This is a genomic window from uncultured Oscillibacter sp. (genome assembly GCF_900544955.1).
Classification (GTDB): Bacteria; Bacillota; Clostridia; order Oscillospirales; family Oscillospiraceae; genus Oscillibacter.
In genome coordinates this window covers 1-15,017 of record NZ_UQXD01000053.1, presented here as the reverse complement: position 1 = coordinate 15,017, position 15,017 = coordinate 1, and the positions used below count along the sequence as shown (strand labels likewise).

19 protein-coding genes are annotated in these 15,017 nt (G+C 65.2%); 5 read left to right on the top strand and 14 right to left on the bottom strand.

Annotated elements, in window-relative coordinates:
• The 9 genes from rpsC to proS form a co-directional block, all read right to left on the bottom strand.
• The coding region (gene rpsC / locus QZS21_RS10575; RefSeq protein WP_295583166.1) for a 30S ribosomal protein S3 at positions 1 to 686 on the bottom strand (686 nt) is incomplete at its 3' end.
• 18 nt (positions 687 to 704) lie between these two features.
• Complete coding sequence (gene rplV, locus QZS21_RS10570; protein WP_295583164.1) at positions 705 to 1,049, bottom strand: 50S ribosomal protein L22; 345 nt, start codon at positions 1,047 to 1,049, stop codon at positions 705 to 707.
• Positions 1,050 to 1,067: 18 nt separating this feature from the next.
• Positions 1,068 to 1,331: a 30S ribosomal protein S19 gene (gene rpsS / locus QZS21_RS10565; protein ID WP_295583162.1), complete on the bottom strand. Its 264-nt coding sequence runs from the start codon at positions 1,329 to 1,331 to the stop codon at positions 1,068 to 1,070.
• 15 nt (positions 1,332 to 1,346) lie between these two features.
• Positions 1,347 to 2,180, bottom strand: a complete 834-nt coding sequence (gene rplB / locus QZS21_RS10560) for a 50S ribosomal protein L2 (RefSeq protein ID WP_295583160.1) — start codon at positions 2,178 to 2,180, stop codon at positions 1,347 to 1,349.
• 22 nt (positions 2,181 to 2,202) lie between these two features.
• Positions 2,203 to 2,499, bottom strand: coding sequence for a 50S ribosomal protein L23 (gene rplW, locus QZS21_RS10555; RefSeq protein WP_295583158.1), 297 nt, complete (start codon positions 2,497 to 2,499; stop codon positions 2,203 to 2,205).
• Positions 2,499 to 3,122, bottom strand: a complete 624-nt coding sequence (gene rplD / locus QZS21_RS10550; protein ID WP_295583157.1) for a 50S ribosomal protein L4 — start codon at positions 3,120 to 3,122, stop codon at positions 2,499 to 2,501. Before rplD ends, rplW begins: the two co-directional genes overlap by 1 nt.
• Positions 3,123 to 3,140: 18 nt before the next feature.
• Positions 3,141 to 3,860, bottom strand: a complete 720-nt coding sequence (rplC, locus tag QZS21_RS10545; RefSeq protein WP_295583154.1) for a 50S ribosomal protein L3 — start codon at positions 3,858 to 3,860, stop codon at positions 3,141 to 3,143.
• A gap of 150 nt (positions 3,861 to 4,010) precedes the next feature.
• Positions 4,011 to 4,322: a 30S ribosomal protein S10 gene (gene rpsJ, locus QZS21_RS10540; RefSeq protein ID WP_187028143.1), complete on the bottom strand. Its 312-nt coding sequence runs from the start codon at positions 4,320 to 4,322 to the stop codon at positions 4,011 to 4,013.
• A gap of 647 nt (positions 4,323 to 4,969) precedes the next feature.
• On the bottom strand, positions 4,970 to 6,409 hold the full coding sequence (gene proS / locus QZS21_RS10535) for a proline--tRNA ligase (protein WP_295583151.1): 1,440 nt from the start codon (positions 6,407 to 6,409) through the stop codon (positions 4,970 to 4,972).
• 218 nt (positions 6,410 to 6,627) lie between these two features.
• On the opposite strand from proS, the gene QZS21_RS10530 reads away from it, so the two are divergent.
• Positions 6,628 to 6,999, top strand: a complete 372-nt coding sequence (locus QZS21_RS10530) for a hypothetical protein (protein WP_295583149.1) — start codon at positions 6,628 to 6,630, stop codon at positions 6,997 to 6,999.
• Positions 7,000 to 7,280: 281 nt separating this feature from the next.
• Here QZS21_RS10530 and QZS21_RS10525 read toward each other — a convergent pair whose 3' ends face one another.
• The 4 genes from QZS21_RS10525 to glpK all read right to left on the bottom strand — a co-directional run bounded on the left by QZS21_RS10525 (position 7,281) and on the right by glpK (position 11,157).
• Positions 7,281 to 7,985: an IMP cyclohydrolase gene (locus QZS21_RS10525; protein ID WP_295583147.1), complete on the bottom strand. Its 705-nt coding sequence runs from the start codon at positions 7,983 to 7,985 to the stop codon at positions 7,281 to 7,283.
• A gap of 12 nt (positions 7,986 to 7,997) precedes the next feature.
• Positions 7,998 to 8,513 (bottom strand): M48 family metallopeptidase, encoded by a 516-nt coding sequence (locus QZS21_RS10520; RefSeq protein WP_295583145.1) that lies wholly within the window; start codon positions 8,511 to 8,513, stop codon positions 7,998 to 8,000.
• Positions 8,514 to 9,125: 612 nt separating this feature from the next.
• A complete protein-coding gene (locus QZS21_RS10515; RefSeq protein WP_295583143.1) occupies positions 9,126 to 9,527 on the bottom strand; it encodes a zinc ribbon domain-containing protein in 402 nt (133 codons plus the stop codon).
• Positions 9,528 to 9,651: 124 nt separating this feature from the next.
• Positions 9,652 to 11,157, bottom strand: coding sequence for a glycerol kinase GlpK (gene glpK / locus QZS21_RS10510; RefSeq protein WP_295583141.1), 1,506 nt, complete (start codon positions 11,155 to 11,157; stop codon positions 9,652 to 9,654).
• An 80-nt stretch (positions 11,158 to 11,237) separates the two neighbouring features.
• Between glpK and QZS21_RS10505 the strand changes: the two genes are divergently transcribed.
• Entirely contained in the window at positions 11,238 to 12,194 is a 957-nt protein-coding gene (locus QZS21_RS10505) for an alpha/beta fold hydrolase (protein ID WP_295583139.1), read from the top strand.
• Positions 12,191 to 12,937, top strand: coding sequence for a hypothetical protein (locus QZS21_RS10500; RefSeq protein WP_295583137.1), 747 nt, complete (start codon positions 12,191 to 12,193; stop codon positions 12,935 to 12,937). The genes QZS21_RS10505 and QZS21_RS10500 overlap by 4 nt, the downstream gene beginning before the upstream one ends.
• Positions 12,938 to 13,087: 150 nt before the next feature.
• Here QZS21_RS10500 and QZS21_RS10495 read toward each other — a convergent pair whose 3' ends face one another.
• Positions 13,088 to 13,648 carry a putative ABC transporter permease gene (locus QZS21_RS10495; RefSeq protein ID WP_295583135.1) on the bottom strand — a complete coding sequence of 187 codons (561 nt, stop codon included), beginning with the start codon at positions 13,646 to 13,648 and terminating at the stop codon, positions 13,088 to 13,090.
• Between the two features lie 114 nt (positions 13,649 to 13,762).
• On the opposite strand from QZS21_RS10495, the gene QZS21_RS10490 reads away from it, so the two are divergent.
• Positions 13,763 to 14,335, top strand: a complete 573-nt coding sequence (locus tag QZS21_RS10490) for a uracil-DNA glycosylase family protein (RefSeq protein ID WP_295583133.1) — start codon at positions 13,763 to 13,765, stop codon at positions 14,333 to 14,335.
• Between the two features lie 128 nt (positions 14,336 to 14,463).
• On the top strand, positions 14,464 to 15,012 hold the full coding sequence (locus tag QZS21_RS10485) for a biotin transporter BioY (RefSeq protein ID WP_295583131.1): 549 nt from the start codon (positions 14,464 to 14,466) through the stop codon (positions 15,010 to 15,012).
• The last annotated feature ends 5 nt before the right edge of the window (positions 15,013 to 15,017 follow it).

Sequence of the window (15,017 nt, the reverse complement as noted above, 5' to 3'; positions counted from 1 at the left end):
CGCCGCTCCTGGTAGGGCTTGGAGGTATCCATGGTCCGGGGCGTGGTGCGCAGGGTCTGGGAGAGGACCTCGCCCTTGTAGATCCACACCTTCACGCCGATGCGGCCGAAGGTGGTGGCGGCCTCCGCGAAGCCGTACTCAATGTCGGCGCGGATGGTCTGCAGGGGGATGGTGCCCTCGTGATAGTGCTCCACGCCGGCGATCTCCCGTCCGCCCAGACGGCCGGAGCAGCAGGTCTTGATGCCCTTGGCGCCGGCGCGCATGGCGCGGGCCATGGCGTTCTTCATGGCGCGGCGGTGGGAGATGCGCTTCTCCAGCTGCTGGGCGATGTTCTCCGCCACCAGCTGGGCGTTCATGTCGGGGTTCTTGACCTCGACGATGTTCAGCTTCACCTTCTTGCCGATGAGCTTCTCCACGGCCAGACGGTACTGCTCCACCTGCTCGCCGCCCTTGCCGATGACCACACCGGGACGGGCGCAGTGCAGATAGATGGTGACCACGTCGCTGCTGCGCTCGATCTCGATCTTGGGAACGCCGGCACCGTACAGGGCCTTCTTCAGATACTTGCGGATCTTCTGATCCTCAACGATCAGATCGCCGACCTTCTCATCACTGGCATACCAACGGGAATCCCAGTCTTTGATGACACCCACGCGCAGGCCGTGGGGATTTACTTTCTGTCCCATAAAACTGTCTCCTCCCTCTTATGCCTTTTCCGTCACAGCCAGGGTGACGTGAGAAGTGCGCTTATTGATACGATAGGCACGGCCCTGGGCCCGGGGCATCATCCGCTTGAGGATGGGGCCGGGCGTGGCGAATACCTCGGACACCACCAGCTTGGAGGGGTCCATGCCGAAGTTGTTCTCGGCGTTGGCCACGGCGCTCTTGAGCAGCTTCTGCAGCGGCTCGGAAGCGGCCTTGGGGGTCTGCATCAGGATCGCCATGGCGGTGCCGGCGTCCTTGCCGCGGATCAGATCGCAGACGATCTGAATCTTGCGGGGAGCGATGCGGACATAGCGCAGGTACGCTTTCGCTTCTTTCTTTTCCATGTTCTGCATCCTCCTTACTTAGTTATCTTTCCGGTGGCCCCGGAAGGTCCGGGTGGGGGCGAACTCCCCCAGCTTGTGGCCGACCATGTCCTCCTGGACATAGACGGGCACATGCTTGCGGCCGTCGTGGACGGCGATGGTGTGGCCGACGAAGGCGGGGAAGATGGTGGAGCTGCGGCTCCAGGTCTTCAGCACCTTTTTCTCGTTCTTGGCATTCAGCTCTTCGACCCGCTTCAGAAGCTCAGGGGCAACATACGGGCCTTTTTTAATCGATCTGCTCATAGTTCCTTGCCTCCTTTACTTCTCGTTGCGGCGCTTCACGATGAATTTGCTGGTGGGGTTCTTCTTGGAGCGGGTCTTGTAACCCATGGCGGGCTTGCCCCAAGGAGTGACGGGGCCGGGACGGCCCACAGGGGCGCGGCCCTCGCCGCCGCCGTGGGGGTGGTCGTTGGGGTTCATGACGGAGCCCCGGACGGTGGGCCGCCAGCCCATGTGGCGCTTGCGGCCGGCCTTGCCGATGTTGACGTTCTCGTGCTCGATGTTGCCCACCTGGCCGATGGTGGCCATGCAGTTGGTGCGCACGATGCGGACCTCGCCGGAGGGCATCCGGATCTGGGCGTCGTCGCCCTCCTTGGCCATCAGCTGGGCAGAGGTGCCGGCGGAGCGCACCAGCTGGGCGCCGTTGCCGGGATGGAGCTCGATGTTGTGGATCACGGTACCCACGGGGATGTTGGCGATGGGCAGCGCATTGCCGGGCAGAATGTCCGCGTCGGCGCCGGTCATGATCTTGTGGCCGGCCTTCAGGCCAACGGGGGCCAGGATGTAGCGCTTCTCGCCGTCCTCATACTGGATGAGGGCGATGTTGGCGCTGCGGTTGGGATCGTACTCCAGGCGCAGCACGGTGGCAGAGCCGGCCTTGTCCCGCTTGAAGTCGATGATGCGGTACTTGCGCTTGTTGCCGCCGCCGCGGTGGCGGACGGTGATGCGGCCGTAGCTGTTGCGGCCGGCGGACTTCTTCAGGGAAGTCGTCAGGCTGGGCTCGGGCTTGGCCTTCTTGTCGATGCCGTCGAAACCGGAGACCGTCATCTGACGTCTGGAGGGAGTCGTCGGCTTAAAGGTTTTGATAGACATATGCTTTCCTCTCCTTCCGTTATCAGACCATGCCTTCGAAGAACTCGATGGTCTTGGAGTCCGCCGTCAGCTGGACATAGGCCTTCTTCCAGGTCTTGGTCATGCCGGGGCGGCCGGCGCCCATGCGCTTTTCCTTGCCGGGCACCGTCAGGGTATTGACGGAAGCGACCTTCACGTTGAAAATCTCTTCCACGGCCTTCTTAATCTCGATCTTGCCGGCGTCCTTGGCAACCTCGAACACGTACTTCTTGTCGGCGGCGCCGGACATGGCACGCTCGGTGATGATGGGACGGATGATGATGTCGTATGCGGTAGCCATTACGCGTACACCTCCTCGATTTTTGCGAGGGCGCTCTGATCCACCACCAGGTACTGGGCGTTCAGGATGTCGTAGACGCTCAGCTGAGTGGCGGGGGTGGTCAGCACGCCGGGGATGTTCCGGGCGCTCTTGACGATCACGTCGTCAACAGCGGGCGTCACGACGACGGCCTTGCCGCCGACGTTCACAGCAGCCAGGAACTTGCGGAAGGCGGCGGTCTTGATGGCATCCATCCGGATGGCGTCGATCACGACCAGCTTGCCTTCGGCGGCCTTTGCGGACAGGACGGACTTCAGAGCCAGCCGCTTGACCTTCTTATTCAGCACGTAGCTGTAATCCCGGGGCTTGGGGGCGAACACGATGCCGCCGTGGGTCCACTGGGGAGCCCGGGTGGAACCCTGACGGGCGTGGCCGGTACCCTTCTGGCGCCAGGGCTTTTTGCCGCCGCCGGAAACCTCGGCACGGGTGAGGGCGCTCTGGGTGCCCTGTCTGCAATTGGCGAGGTGGTTCTTGACGACCTCGTGGACGACGACTTCGTTGGGCTCGATACCAAAGATGGCGTCGCTCAGTTCCACGGTACCGACTTCTGCGCCGGCCATGTTCAAAACTTTCATGGAAGACATTACTTAAGCACCCCTTTCTTACTTGTTTCTGGCGGAAGCCTTCTGCGGGTTGCGGCCGGAAGCCTTCTGCGGGTTCTTGCTGATATCGGCACCGGACTGCTTGACCTTGTGGACCTTGACGGTGCTCTTGATGGTGACCAGACCGCCCTTGGGGCCGGGCACGGCGCCGCAGACGACCAGCATGTTCAGCTCGGGATCGACCTTCACGACGGACAGGTTCTGGACGGTGACCTGGTCAACGCCCATGTGGCCGGCGCCGATCTTGCCCTTGAAAATGCGGGAGGGATCGGTGGAAGAGCCCATGGAGCCGGCGTGACGGTGGACGGGGCCGGTGCCGTGGGTCTCCTTCAGGCGGTGGGCGCCGTGGCGCTTGATAACGCCGGCATAGCCGTGGCCCTTGCTGGTGCCGGTGATGTCCACGAAGTCGCCGACCTGGAAGGTATCGGCCTTCACCACGTCACCGATGTTCAGCTCGGCGGCGTTCTCCAGGTCGAATTCCCGCAGGTGCTTCTTGGGGCCGACGCCGGCCTTGCTCAGGTGGCCCAGCTCGGGCTTGGTGAGCTTGCGCTCGGCGATGTCCTCATAGCCCATCTGGACGGCCTGGTAGCCTTCCTTTTCGGAAGTCTTCTTCTGAACGACCGTGCAGGGACCCGCCTCGATGACCGTGACGGGGATCACATGGCCGTTCTCGTCAAAAATCTGGGACATGCCCACTTTTTTGCCGATGATTGCTTTCATGTATATTCCTCCTTAAAGGTTATTGGTCGGCTTAGATACGAGCGGTGTTGGGCACCGCCGCATTGCTCTGCCGACATGACCCGTCCGCCTCGCAAGTCGGCGGACATGGCAGCAAACAAATTAAAGTAAGGTTCGCGCAGGAGCCAGGCCTTACAGCTTGATCTCGATCTCCACGCCGGCGGGCAGCTCCAGGGCCATCAGCGCCTCCACCGTCTTGGGAGAGGACTTGGTGATGTCGATCAGTCTCTTGTGGGTGCGGCGCTCGAACTGCTCGCGGCTGTCCTTGTACTTGTGCACGGCCCGCAGGATGGTGACGACTTCCTTCTTGGTGGGCAGAGGGATGGGGCCGGAGACCTCGGCGCCGGTGCGCTTGGCGGTCTCGACGATCTTCTCTGCGCTCTGGTCGATGACCTGGTGATCATAGGCCTTCAGACGAATGCGGATCATTTCTTTCTGTGCCATGGTTGTTTCCTCCTGTTTTCGTACGTAGTTTTCTCGCGGTCTCGACTCCGTACGGCGAGAGAAGTTTTTCTATACGCTTAACCGTGCGTATCATTCCTGCTCATGAAAAATACCGGCGCAGGGAAATCCGGCCGGTACAGGGATCATGGCGTGGCGATCTACGCAACGTACAGATGATCTTTCTCAGCCGCCCGATTATCGGACATACTCCCCGGAAGTTACCTCGTCGCCGAGCAATCTCCCGGTTCATCGCAGTTCCACGCAGCGGGGTGTGCCCCTCTCGCGCGGACCTATTTATAATAAAAGAAAAGATACCCAATGTCAAGAGGAAATTCTCTGTTTTTCATGAAAAATTGAAGATTTTTTTGGCTGTCCCCACGGGAATTCTCTCGCCGAAAGGCGGTTTTTGCTTTTTCCCCTTTTTTCGGGGAGTGGAGGCTGTGAGATGAGAATAGGGGCCGCCCCCATAGGACGGGGGATGCCGCCTTACGGGCATGAGCGGAAGACGGCCGCGCACCGGCGCGGGGACGGGGGATTCCCGCCGTCCTCCTGCCGGACTGCGGATTCCCCCGTCCCGCCCGAGGGCGGACTCTCCCGCCAGGCCAAAAGGAAGAGGAGAAGCCCCCGCTCCCCCTCTTCCTTTTATATTAGTAGGCCACGCCCCAATAGATATCCGTGGTGCACGCCTTCCCGCACACCGGGCACACGCCCTCGGTGCCGCTCTGGGCAAGGGGCATGCAGCGGGAGGAAACCCCCGCCCGCTCCTTCATGGCCAGCTCGCAGGCCAGATCCCCGCACCACTTGGAGCGCAGGAAGCCGCCCTTCCCCTCGGCGATGGCCTTGGCCTCCTCCGGGGTCTTGATGTCGAAGGTGTTGTCCTCCCGGTTCTTCAGCGCCGTGGCGTACATGTTGTCGTGCACGGCATCCAGCAGACGCCGCACCGTCTCCTCCAGCTCCGCCAGAGGAACCGGCACCTTCTCGCCAGTGTCCCGGCGGGCGATGACGCACTGCTCCTTCTCGATGTCCTTGGGCCCCAGCTCCACCCGCAGGGGCACGCCCTTCATCTCATACTCGGCGAACTTCCAGCCGGGGGAGTTGTCGGAGTCGTCCATCTTGGCCCGGATGCCGGCGGCCTTCATCCGCTCCCGCAGGGCGGCGGCGGCGTCCAGGACGCCGGGCTTGTGCTGGGCCACGGGAATCACCACCGCCTGGATGGGCGCCACCCGGGGCGGCAGCACCAGGCCGTTGTCGTCGCCGTGGGTCATGATGATGCCGCCGATCATGCGGGTACTGACGCCCCAGCTGGTCTGGTGGGGATGGTGGGGCTGGTTGTCCTTCCCAGCGAAGGTGATGTCGAAGGCCTTGGCGAAGCCGTCGCCGAAATAGTGGCTGGTGCCGGCCTGGAGGGCCTTGTGGTCGTGCATCATGCACTCCACGGTGAAGGTCTCCTCCGCGCCCTTGAACTTCTCCTTCTCCGTCTTCCGCCCCCGGATGACGGGCATGGCCAGGAAGTTCTCCATGAAGTCGGCATAGATGTTCAGCATCTGCATGGTCTCCTGCCGGGCCTCTTCCTCGGTGGCATGCATGGTGTGGCCCTCCTGCCAGAGGAACTCCCGGTGGCGCAGGAAGGGGCGGCTGGTCTTCTCCCACCGCAGGACGCTGCACCACTGGTTGTACAGCTTGGGCAGGTCCCGCCAGGAGTGGATGATGTTGGCGTAATGCTCGCAAAACAGCGTCTCGCTGGTGGGACGGATGCAGAGGCGGTCCTCCAGCTTCTCGCTGCCGCCCATGGTGACCCAGGCGCACTCGGGGGCGAAGCCCTCCACGTGGTCCTTCTCCTTCTGGAGCAGGGACTCGGGAATCAGCACGGGGAGATACACGTTCTCATGCCCGGTCTCCTTGAAGCGGCTGTCCAGCTCCTGCTGGATGTTTTCCCAGATGGCGTAGCCATAGGGGCGGTAGATGAACATGCCCTTGACGGAGGTGTAGTCAATCAGTTCCGCCTTCTTGCACACGTCGGTGTACCACTGGGCAAAATCCACGTCCCGGGCGGTGATGGCGTCCACTTGTCTTTTATCCTGTGCCATGAGTCTCCATCCTTTACACAATGATGATTCAATCGCGCCGCAGCGCGGTTTTCACTGAGTTTCTATTGTAGCCATTCCGGTGAAAAATGTCAACCGTCACTGTTTTGTAAGGAGGATTCCCCTCTGTCCGCCCATTTTTTTGCAAATGGTTGCTTTTGCGATATTCATTCTCCCAGGAAAGTGGTATGATATCAAAAACGAAAAAGGAGGGCTGCCCTATGCCGCTGCTGCCGCTGAAATCCCTGTCCCGGACCTGTCAACTGGAAAACCCCGCCGAGGACCGCCGCACCGCCCGCCGGGCGGGGCAGTACCGGGTGGGGGGCGAGGCCGTCTACTTCCCCGCCTTCCCCGGCACCCAGTATCTGCCCTTTGCCGCCCTCTCCAAGGCCTGGTCCAAAAATACCGCCATCACCGTCACCGGCTGCTGCGGCAAACAGCTGCCCATGGTGCGGCTCCGGGCCTTCTACGACGGGGAGTTCTACCAGGACTTCCTCTTCGAGACCCAGGCGGAGGCGGACACGGTGCTAAGCGCCATCCGGGCCCGCCGCCCGGACCTGCCTCTGGACCGGGACACCACCCCCCGGGCATGAGAAAAGCCGCCGCTGGAATTCCAGCGGCGGCTTTTGCGTCTCCCAAAAACGCGCCTGCGGCACGTAGAAGGCTGCATCCCATTGCGCGCACGCGGGTGCGCCTTCGGCGTACCGCGTGCACATCGGCCAGCCGGGCAGCTGTCGCCGCCACGCGTCCGCCGCGGCGGCGGTGCGCAGTTCCCCCCCCTGCTCCGACGACGAACCGCCGGGAGGCCCTGTTGACAGCTCAAGGCCTCCGCCGGGATTCCGGCGGAGGCCTGATCTCGCGGTATATGATTGGCTCAGAACTTGTTTCGGATGACATCCTGATGGGAGCCGTCCGCCAGGGAGACGTAGCGCACAAAGAGGGCCACCTTGTTCTCCGGGTGGAGGGCGTTCCACATCCGCTCCGCCAGGGACGCGGCGTCGGAGTCCTCCAAAATCACCCGCTCCGGCTCCCCCTCGAAAGAGGGCAGGGGGCTGCCGTCGCCCATGTAGGTGTGGATGAAGCGGCCCTCCCCCGCCAGGGGGCGGTCGTAGGAGAAGAAATACCGGTGGCAGCAGCCGGGGTCTCCGTCGGCGGACTTCAAAATGGAGAGCTGGAAACTGCCGTCGGGGCTGAGGAGGCCGGAGATGCGGGGGGTGTAGTTGGGGCCGTCCGGCTCAAACTCCCGGCTGTGCAGGGCCTCCGCAAAGGTGCGGCCCTGGAGGATGTAGTCCCGGACGGTGTCGGTCTGGTCGCCGTTGGTGACGATCAGCCCCCGGCCCACCTGCCGGACGGGATGGTAGATGATGAGGCTGGGGTCCGTCATCTTGGAGGGGTCGTGGGCCTCGGTGCGGATGCCGTCCTCCGTGGCGGAGAAGACCCGGTTCCGGGAATTTTCGCTGCGGCCCATGATGAAATAGGCCGCCACGGCGGACTTGCCGTCGGCGCTGCGGCCCAGGACGATGCCCCGACCGGGGTAGGGGTTGCTCTCCAGCAGTTGGGTGAGGTTCAGCTTGTTCATTGGTACGGCTCCTTATCTCAAAAGTTTCTTTCTCTCCCGGTAGTCGGGAAGGTAGCGCTCCAGCAGGGCGTAAAACCCCGGACCGTGGTTCTTCTCCCGGATGTGGCACAGCTCATGGACCACCACCAGGTCCACGGCCTCCTCCGGGGCGTTCATGAGGAAGCAGGAAAAGCAGAGGCTGTTTTTCCCGCTACAGCTGCCGTAGCGCTTCCGGGCGGCGGTGATCCGCACCCCGGTGGGGACCAGGCCCATCTTCCGGCTCCACGCCGCCACCTTCGGCGGCAAAACGGTCTCTGCCCGGGCCTTCAGTGCCGCGATCTCCTCCGGCGTGGGGTCCGGTGGGAACAGGGAGGGCCGGGCCTGCTGCCGGGCCCGGTGGCGGGCGATCCAAGCGGCGTGGCGCTCCACGAAGGCGTCGATGGGACCCCGGGCCAGGTGCAGCGGCGCCCGGACCAGCACCCCGCCCTCCCGTGTCAGCTCCAGCGCCAGGGTCCTCCGGCGGGAGCGGATGAGTTCATACGTTTCCATAGGAACAAGATAGCATGTCCGCGGCAAAAACTCAAGAGCCCCGCGCCGCCTTTTTCTCCCGGCCCGGGAAGCACCCCCGGCGGCACACCGGCGAAGCGGGAAGATCGTCCGGCAGGAGGACCGTCCCCGGGACAGGGATGACCCCAGGAAACAGGGAGCGGTCCGGGTGGCGGGGAACGCTCCAGGACCGGGGAGCCGCTCAGGAACAGGGAACGTCCTATGGACAGGGAGCAGCCAGGGCGTGAGAAGCAACCCGGGAACGAGGACCGCCCCAGGGGTAGGTAACAGCCGGGGAGTAAAAAGCGCCTCGGGGACGAGAACCGTCCCATGAACAGGGAGCAGCCGGGGCGTGAGATGCGGCCCAGGAACGAAGAACTCCCCATGAACAGAGAGCGGCCGGGGAGTGAGAAGCGACCCGGGAACGAGGACTGTCCCAGAGACAGATAACAGTCAGGGCGTGAGAACCAGCCCGGGAACGAAAACCGTCTCGGGGACAGGAAGCTGCCAAAGCGTGAGAAGCGACCCGGGGGACGGGAAACAACGCGGGGACGGCCTGCGCCCCGCTCCCGGCGAAAAAAGGGCCGGCCCTCTCCGGGCCGGCCCAAATGCCGCTTATTCTCCCATGGGCGCCCCACACTGGGGGCAGAACTTGCTGTCGGACTCCGCGCCGCAGATGGGGCACTTCTTCTCGGCGGGGACGCTCTCCACCACCACGGGCTCCTCTTCCTTGGCGGGCTTGCTGGCCTCCAGCTCCGCGATTCTCGCCTTGCCGGCGGACACCGCGTCCACCAGCTCCCGCACCGCGTCGGGGATTTCCCCCTCGTACTCGCTGACAAACCACTCGCCGATGACGCGGTAGTTCTTGTCCATCTCCCGCTGCTCGCCGGCGATGGCGACGTTGATCTTGGCCACCTCGGCGGCGTCCTTCGCCATCTCGGCGGCATCCTTTGCCTTATCCGCGGCCACTGTGGCCACGTCCTTCGCCATTTTGGTCAGTTCATCAAAAAATGCCATATGGGGTTCCCCTTTCATCTCCGGCTCTGCGGCCGCTTTTTTGTCCCATTTTTCCCCAGTTTCCCGGGTCTTTGGATTCAGTATACCCCACTTTTATGGCAAACGCAACCGCATTTCCGTTTGTTTACATATCGTTTTCAATCCACGCCCGGGACCGCTCCACCGCCCGGCGCCACTGGCGGTAGCTCTCGGCGCAGGCCGCCTCCTCCCGCTGGGGCTGGAAGACGTGCTGGCTGCGGCGCAGGCCCTCCAGCTCCCGGAGGTCGCTCCAGACCCCCGCCGCCAGCCCCGCCAGGGCCGCCGCGCCGAAGGCGGTAGTCTCCACCTGGGCGGGGCGGTCCACCGGCAGGCGGAGCAAATCCGCCTGGGTCTGCATCAAGATGTCGCTGACCGACGCGCCGCCGTCCACCCGCAGGCACGTCAGCGGGCAGGGGGCGTCGGCGGCCATGGCGTGCACCAGGTCCGTCACCTGGAAGGCGATGGCGTCCAGCACCGCCCGGGCGATGTGGGCCCGGGTGGTGCCCCGGGTGAGGCCCACCATGGTCCCCCGGGCGTACATGTCCCAGTAGGGCGCCCCCAGGCCGGTGAAGGCGGGCACGATGTACACGCCGCCGGAGGAGGGGACACTCTCCGCCAGCCGGTCGCACTCCGGCGCCGTCTCGATGAGGCCCAGCTCGTCCCGGAGCCACTGGATGGTGCTGCCGGCGTTGAAGACGCTGCCCTCCAGGGCGTAGGTGGTCTCGCCCCCCACGGACCAGCCCACGGAGCTCACCAGCCCCGCCCGGGACCGCACCGGCGCCCCGCCCACGTTCATCAGCGTGAAGCAGCCGGTGCCGTAGGTGTTCTTCGCCTGGCCGGGGGTGAAGCAGGCCTGCCCGAAGAGGGCGGCGGGCTGGTCCCCGGCGCTGCCGCAGATGGGGATGCCCGCCAGGGCCTCCAGCCCGGGCAGCCCCTCCGCCACGGCGCCGTACACCTGGCTGTTGGGCCGGGGCTCAGGCAGCAGGGCCATGGGGATGCCCAAAAGGCGGCACAGCTCCTCATCCCACGCCAGGGTATGGATGTTGAAGAGCATGGTGCGGGAGGCGTTGGAGTAGTCCGTCACGTGGACCCGCCCGCCGGTGAGCTGCCAGATCAGCCAGGTGTCCACCGTGCCGGCGCACAGCTCCCCCCGCTCCGCCCGATCCCGGACGCCGGGGAGGTTGTCCAGCAGCCACTTGAGCTTGGTGCCGGAGAAGTAGGCATCGATGAGGAGGCCCGTCCGCTCCGCCACCAGCTCCTCCAGGCCGTCCGCCTTCAGCTGCTCGCAGATGGCGGCGGTGCGGCGGCACTGCCAGACGATGGCGTTGTACACCGGGCGGCCGGTGGCCCGCTCCCAGAGGATGGTGGTCTCCCGCTGGTTGGTGATGCCCAGGGCGGCGATCTGCTTGGGGTCCGTGTGGGCCACCGCCTCCGCCAGGGCCCGCCGCTCCGTGGCCCAGATTTCCATGGGGTCGTGCTCCACCCAGCCGGGCTGGGTGTAAATCTGGCGGAAGGGGTGCTGGGCCCGGGAGACGATCTCCCCCGCCTGGTTGAAGAGAATGGCCCGGGACGTGGTGGTTCCCTGGTCCAGGGCGACGACAAAGGCTTCCATAAACAACCTCCTCTGGCATTTTCCCGCAGGATGTGATACGATGTCTCCAACGAGTATACCACAAGGAGGCAGATGTTTCCATGGTGCAAACGGAATTTACCTTTCCCTCCGCCGACGGAAAAACCGCCCTCCACGCGGTGGAGTGGACGCCGGAGACGGCCCCCCGGGCGGTGGTGCTGGTCTCCCACGGCGTGGCGGAGTATCTTCTGCGCTACCGGCCCCTGGCGGAGTTTCTGACAAACCGGGGCTTCACGGTGGCGGGCCACGACCACCTGGGCCACGGGGCCTCCGTGGCCCCCGGCGCCCCCCGGCTGTACTTCGGCCCCAAGGGCAGCTGGGACTGGGTGACGGCGGACCTGTACGCCCGCCGGGAGCTGGCGGGGCGGCGGTTTCCCGGCCTGCCCTGCTTTCTGCTGGGCCACTCCATGGGCTCCTTCCTGGCCCGGACCTACCTGATCCGCTACCCCGGCACTGTGGACGGCGCCATCCTCATGGGCACCGGCCAGATGCCCCCCGCCCTGGTGGCCGCAGGCCGGGCGACGGCCGCCGCCGAGAGCCGCCGGATCGGGGAGGACCGCCCCAGCCCCCTGGTGGACCGGCTGGCCTTCGGCTCCTACAACCGGCACTTCGCCCCCAACCGCACCGCCTTCGACTGGCTGAGCCTCTCCCGGGAGAACGTGGACGCCTACCTCCAGGACCCCCTCTGCGGCGAGACCCCCACCATCGGCCTCTTCCGGGAGATGCTGGCGGGCATCGCCTATATTGAGCAGCCCGAGCACCTGCGGCGGATGAACCTCACCACCCCCGTCCTCTTCCTCTCCGGCGCCATGGACCCGGTGGGGGCGTGCGGCAAGGGGGTCCGGCGAGCCTTCCGCAGCTTTCAGCGGGCCGGGGTGCGGCAGGTCTCCCTCCGCCTGTATCCGGACCTGCGCCACGAGCTCCTCCAGGAGGACTGCCGGGAAACCATTTACCAGGACATCGCCCGGTGGCTGGAGGAGCGCCTATCTGAAAAAAGGAGGGTGCCCCCTGCCCTATGAAAACCATGAACTCGTCCGTTACCCGGCGGTTTTACGCCTGCCGCCTGGCGGTCCGGACCGCCGCCTTCGCCGGTTTGCTCTTCTACGCCCTGGCCCTGCCGGAGCGGTTCGCCGCGGACCTGGCGGCGGGGCCTCTCCACCCCTCCCCCATGACGGCCCTCTGGCTGCTGCTGATGGCCTCCATGGTCTTCCGCCTCTTCCCCTCCCGGCTGGAGAGCCTGGGCTGCCAGAAGGTGTTCGGCAGCCGCTTCCGCTCCACCGGCCGGGTGGTGTCCCCCCAGGCGGTGCGGGAGGCGGATTTGGGGGCGGGGCGGGTGCTGGCGGTATGGGCCGCCGCCAACGCCCTGATCCTGTTGGCCTACCGGCAGGGCTTGGCGGACCAGCGCTTCCTGGTGTGCCTGGCCGGGTTCTACGGGGTGTGCGACATTTTCTGCGTGCTGTTCTTCTGTCCCTTCCAGGCCTGGATCATGCACAACCGCTGCTGCACCACCTGCCGCATCTACAACTGGGACTACCTGATGCTGTGCACGCCGCTGCTGGCCCTGCACAACGCCTTTTCCCAGTCCGCCTGTATCCTGGCCACGGTGGTGTTTCTGCGCTGGGAGGTGACGTACCTCTTCCGCCGGGAGCGGTTCTTCGAGAGCAGCAACCAGTCGCTCCAGTGCCGCCACTGCCAGGAGCACCTGTGCCGCTGGAAGCCCGGCGGCAAGGACCTCTCCAAACAGACGAAGGCCTCCGGCTGAGCCGGAGGCCTTCTCCTATTCAAATCGTCTCCCGGGGCGGAACATTTTTCTCGGCCCGCAGGCGTACAAGCGATGCGCCGAAGACGCACCGCTTACATACAACGGGCCGCAGCCCCCCGAAAGAACGCTTGCGGCACCTTTGGGGCACCCTCACGCCTCCGGCTGCGCCGGGGGCTCTCTCCCTGCCCGGAACAGCGGCGGGCGCACCGACTCCGCCTCTCCGGTCCGGTACAGCAGCCGGGCGGAGAGCAGAGCGTCGGCGGTGAAGAGGAGCAGGGCGGCGTAGGTGAGCTGGGGCGGAATGGCCGCCAGCCGGGGGGCCAGCCACCCCTGGACCGGCGGCAGTCCCGCCGCCAGCAGCACTCCCCATGCCAGGGAGAAGGGCACGCACACCCGTCCCCGGAGATTGCCCCACACCTGGCCGTAGTCCCAGAAGCGGACGCCGAAGGCCGCCTCATACCCCCAGTGGACGGCGTACTCCACCGCCGTGGCCGCCAGGCCGCCCCACACCGCCAGCCCCCAGAAGGAGTCCGTCAGCGCCGGGGGCAGAGCCAGCACCGCCAGGGCCCCCAGGCCGTACACCGGGCACAGGGGCAGCAGCAGAAAGCACCGCCGCGCCCGCCGCGCTGACCCGGTGGCGGCGGCGAATGCCTTTTCCAGTAAAAATCCCAGAAAGCTGTATGTCCAAAACTGCCAGAGCCAAAGTGCCATCGTCTTCCCTCCCGTCCCAGTGTGCCCCGGCGGGGGGACAATATTCCCGCCATTGCGCCAACCGGCCTCCCGTGGTATAATCACAAAAAACCACTTAAAAAAGGAGGCGGACACATGGCCGACACCTGGGAGAGCCTGCGGGCGGACTGCATGGCGTGCCAGGGCTGCGACCTGGCCCAGACCCGCACCCACGTGGTCTTCGGCACCGGGGCGGAGACGGCGGAAATTCTGCTGATCGGAGAGGGCCCCGGCCAGCACGAGGACGAGCAGGGCGTCCCCTTTGTGGGACGGGCGGGGCAGCTGCTGGACGACATGCTGGAGATCATCGGCCTGGACCGCACCAAGGTCTACATCGCCAACATCGTCAAATGCCGTCCCCCCAACAACCGGGACCCCCTGAACGTGGAGCAGGACGCCTGCATGGGCTGGCTCCGGCGGCAGACGGCCCTGCTGCGGCCCAAGGTCATCGTCTGCCTGGGGCGCATCGCCGCCAAGGCCATCATCAAGGAGGAGTTCAAAATCACCGTGGAGCACGGCCAGTGGTTCAGCCGGGGCGGCGTGCAGATGACCGCCATCTACCACCCGGCGGCGCTGCTGCGGGACGTGGGCAAGCGGCCGGAGACCTTCGAGGACCTGAAGTCCATCCAGGCCAAGGTCCGGGAGCTCTGTCCCGGCACCATCCTCTGAAGCGGCGGGAGAGCGCGCTCTCCCGCCCTCGGTTTCCCCCCAGTTGTTAACCATGTTTATTTTTATGGTTGACAATCAGGGCGGCAAGGCGTATGCTGGGAGCATTCCAAAAGAAGGAGGCTCTCCCAATGACTGCTGACAAGACCCGGTTCCGGACGGTGGACCTTGCGTATATCGCGCTGTTCGCGGTACTGATGGCGGTGTGCGCCTGGATTTCCATTCCCCTGACGGTGCCCTTCACCCTCCAGACCTTCGCCGTGTTCGCGGCGCTGGCCACCCTGGGGGGACGGCGGGGACTGTACGCCGTGGTGGTATATCTGCTGATGGGGGCCGTGGGCCTGCCGGTGTTCTCCAACTTCCAGGGGGGCCTGGGAGTGCTGCTGGGTACCACCGGGGGGTACATCGTGGGCTTTCTGGTGTCCGCGGCGCTGTTCTGGCTCCTCACCGCCCGTTTCGGCACCTCCCTGCCGGTGACGGTGTGCGCCTGCCTGCTGGGCCTTGCGGTGTGCTACGCCTTCGGCACCGCCTGGTTCCTGATGGTGTACACCCAGACCAAGGGGCCCATGGGCCTGCTCTCCGCCCTGAGCGCCTGCGTGTTCCCCTTCGTCCTGCCGGACCTGGTGAAGCTGGCCCTGGCGGTGCTGGTGTCCCGGCGGGTGCGCCGGTATCTGAAATGAGGCGG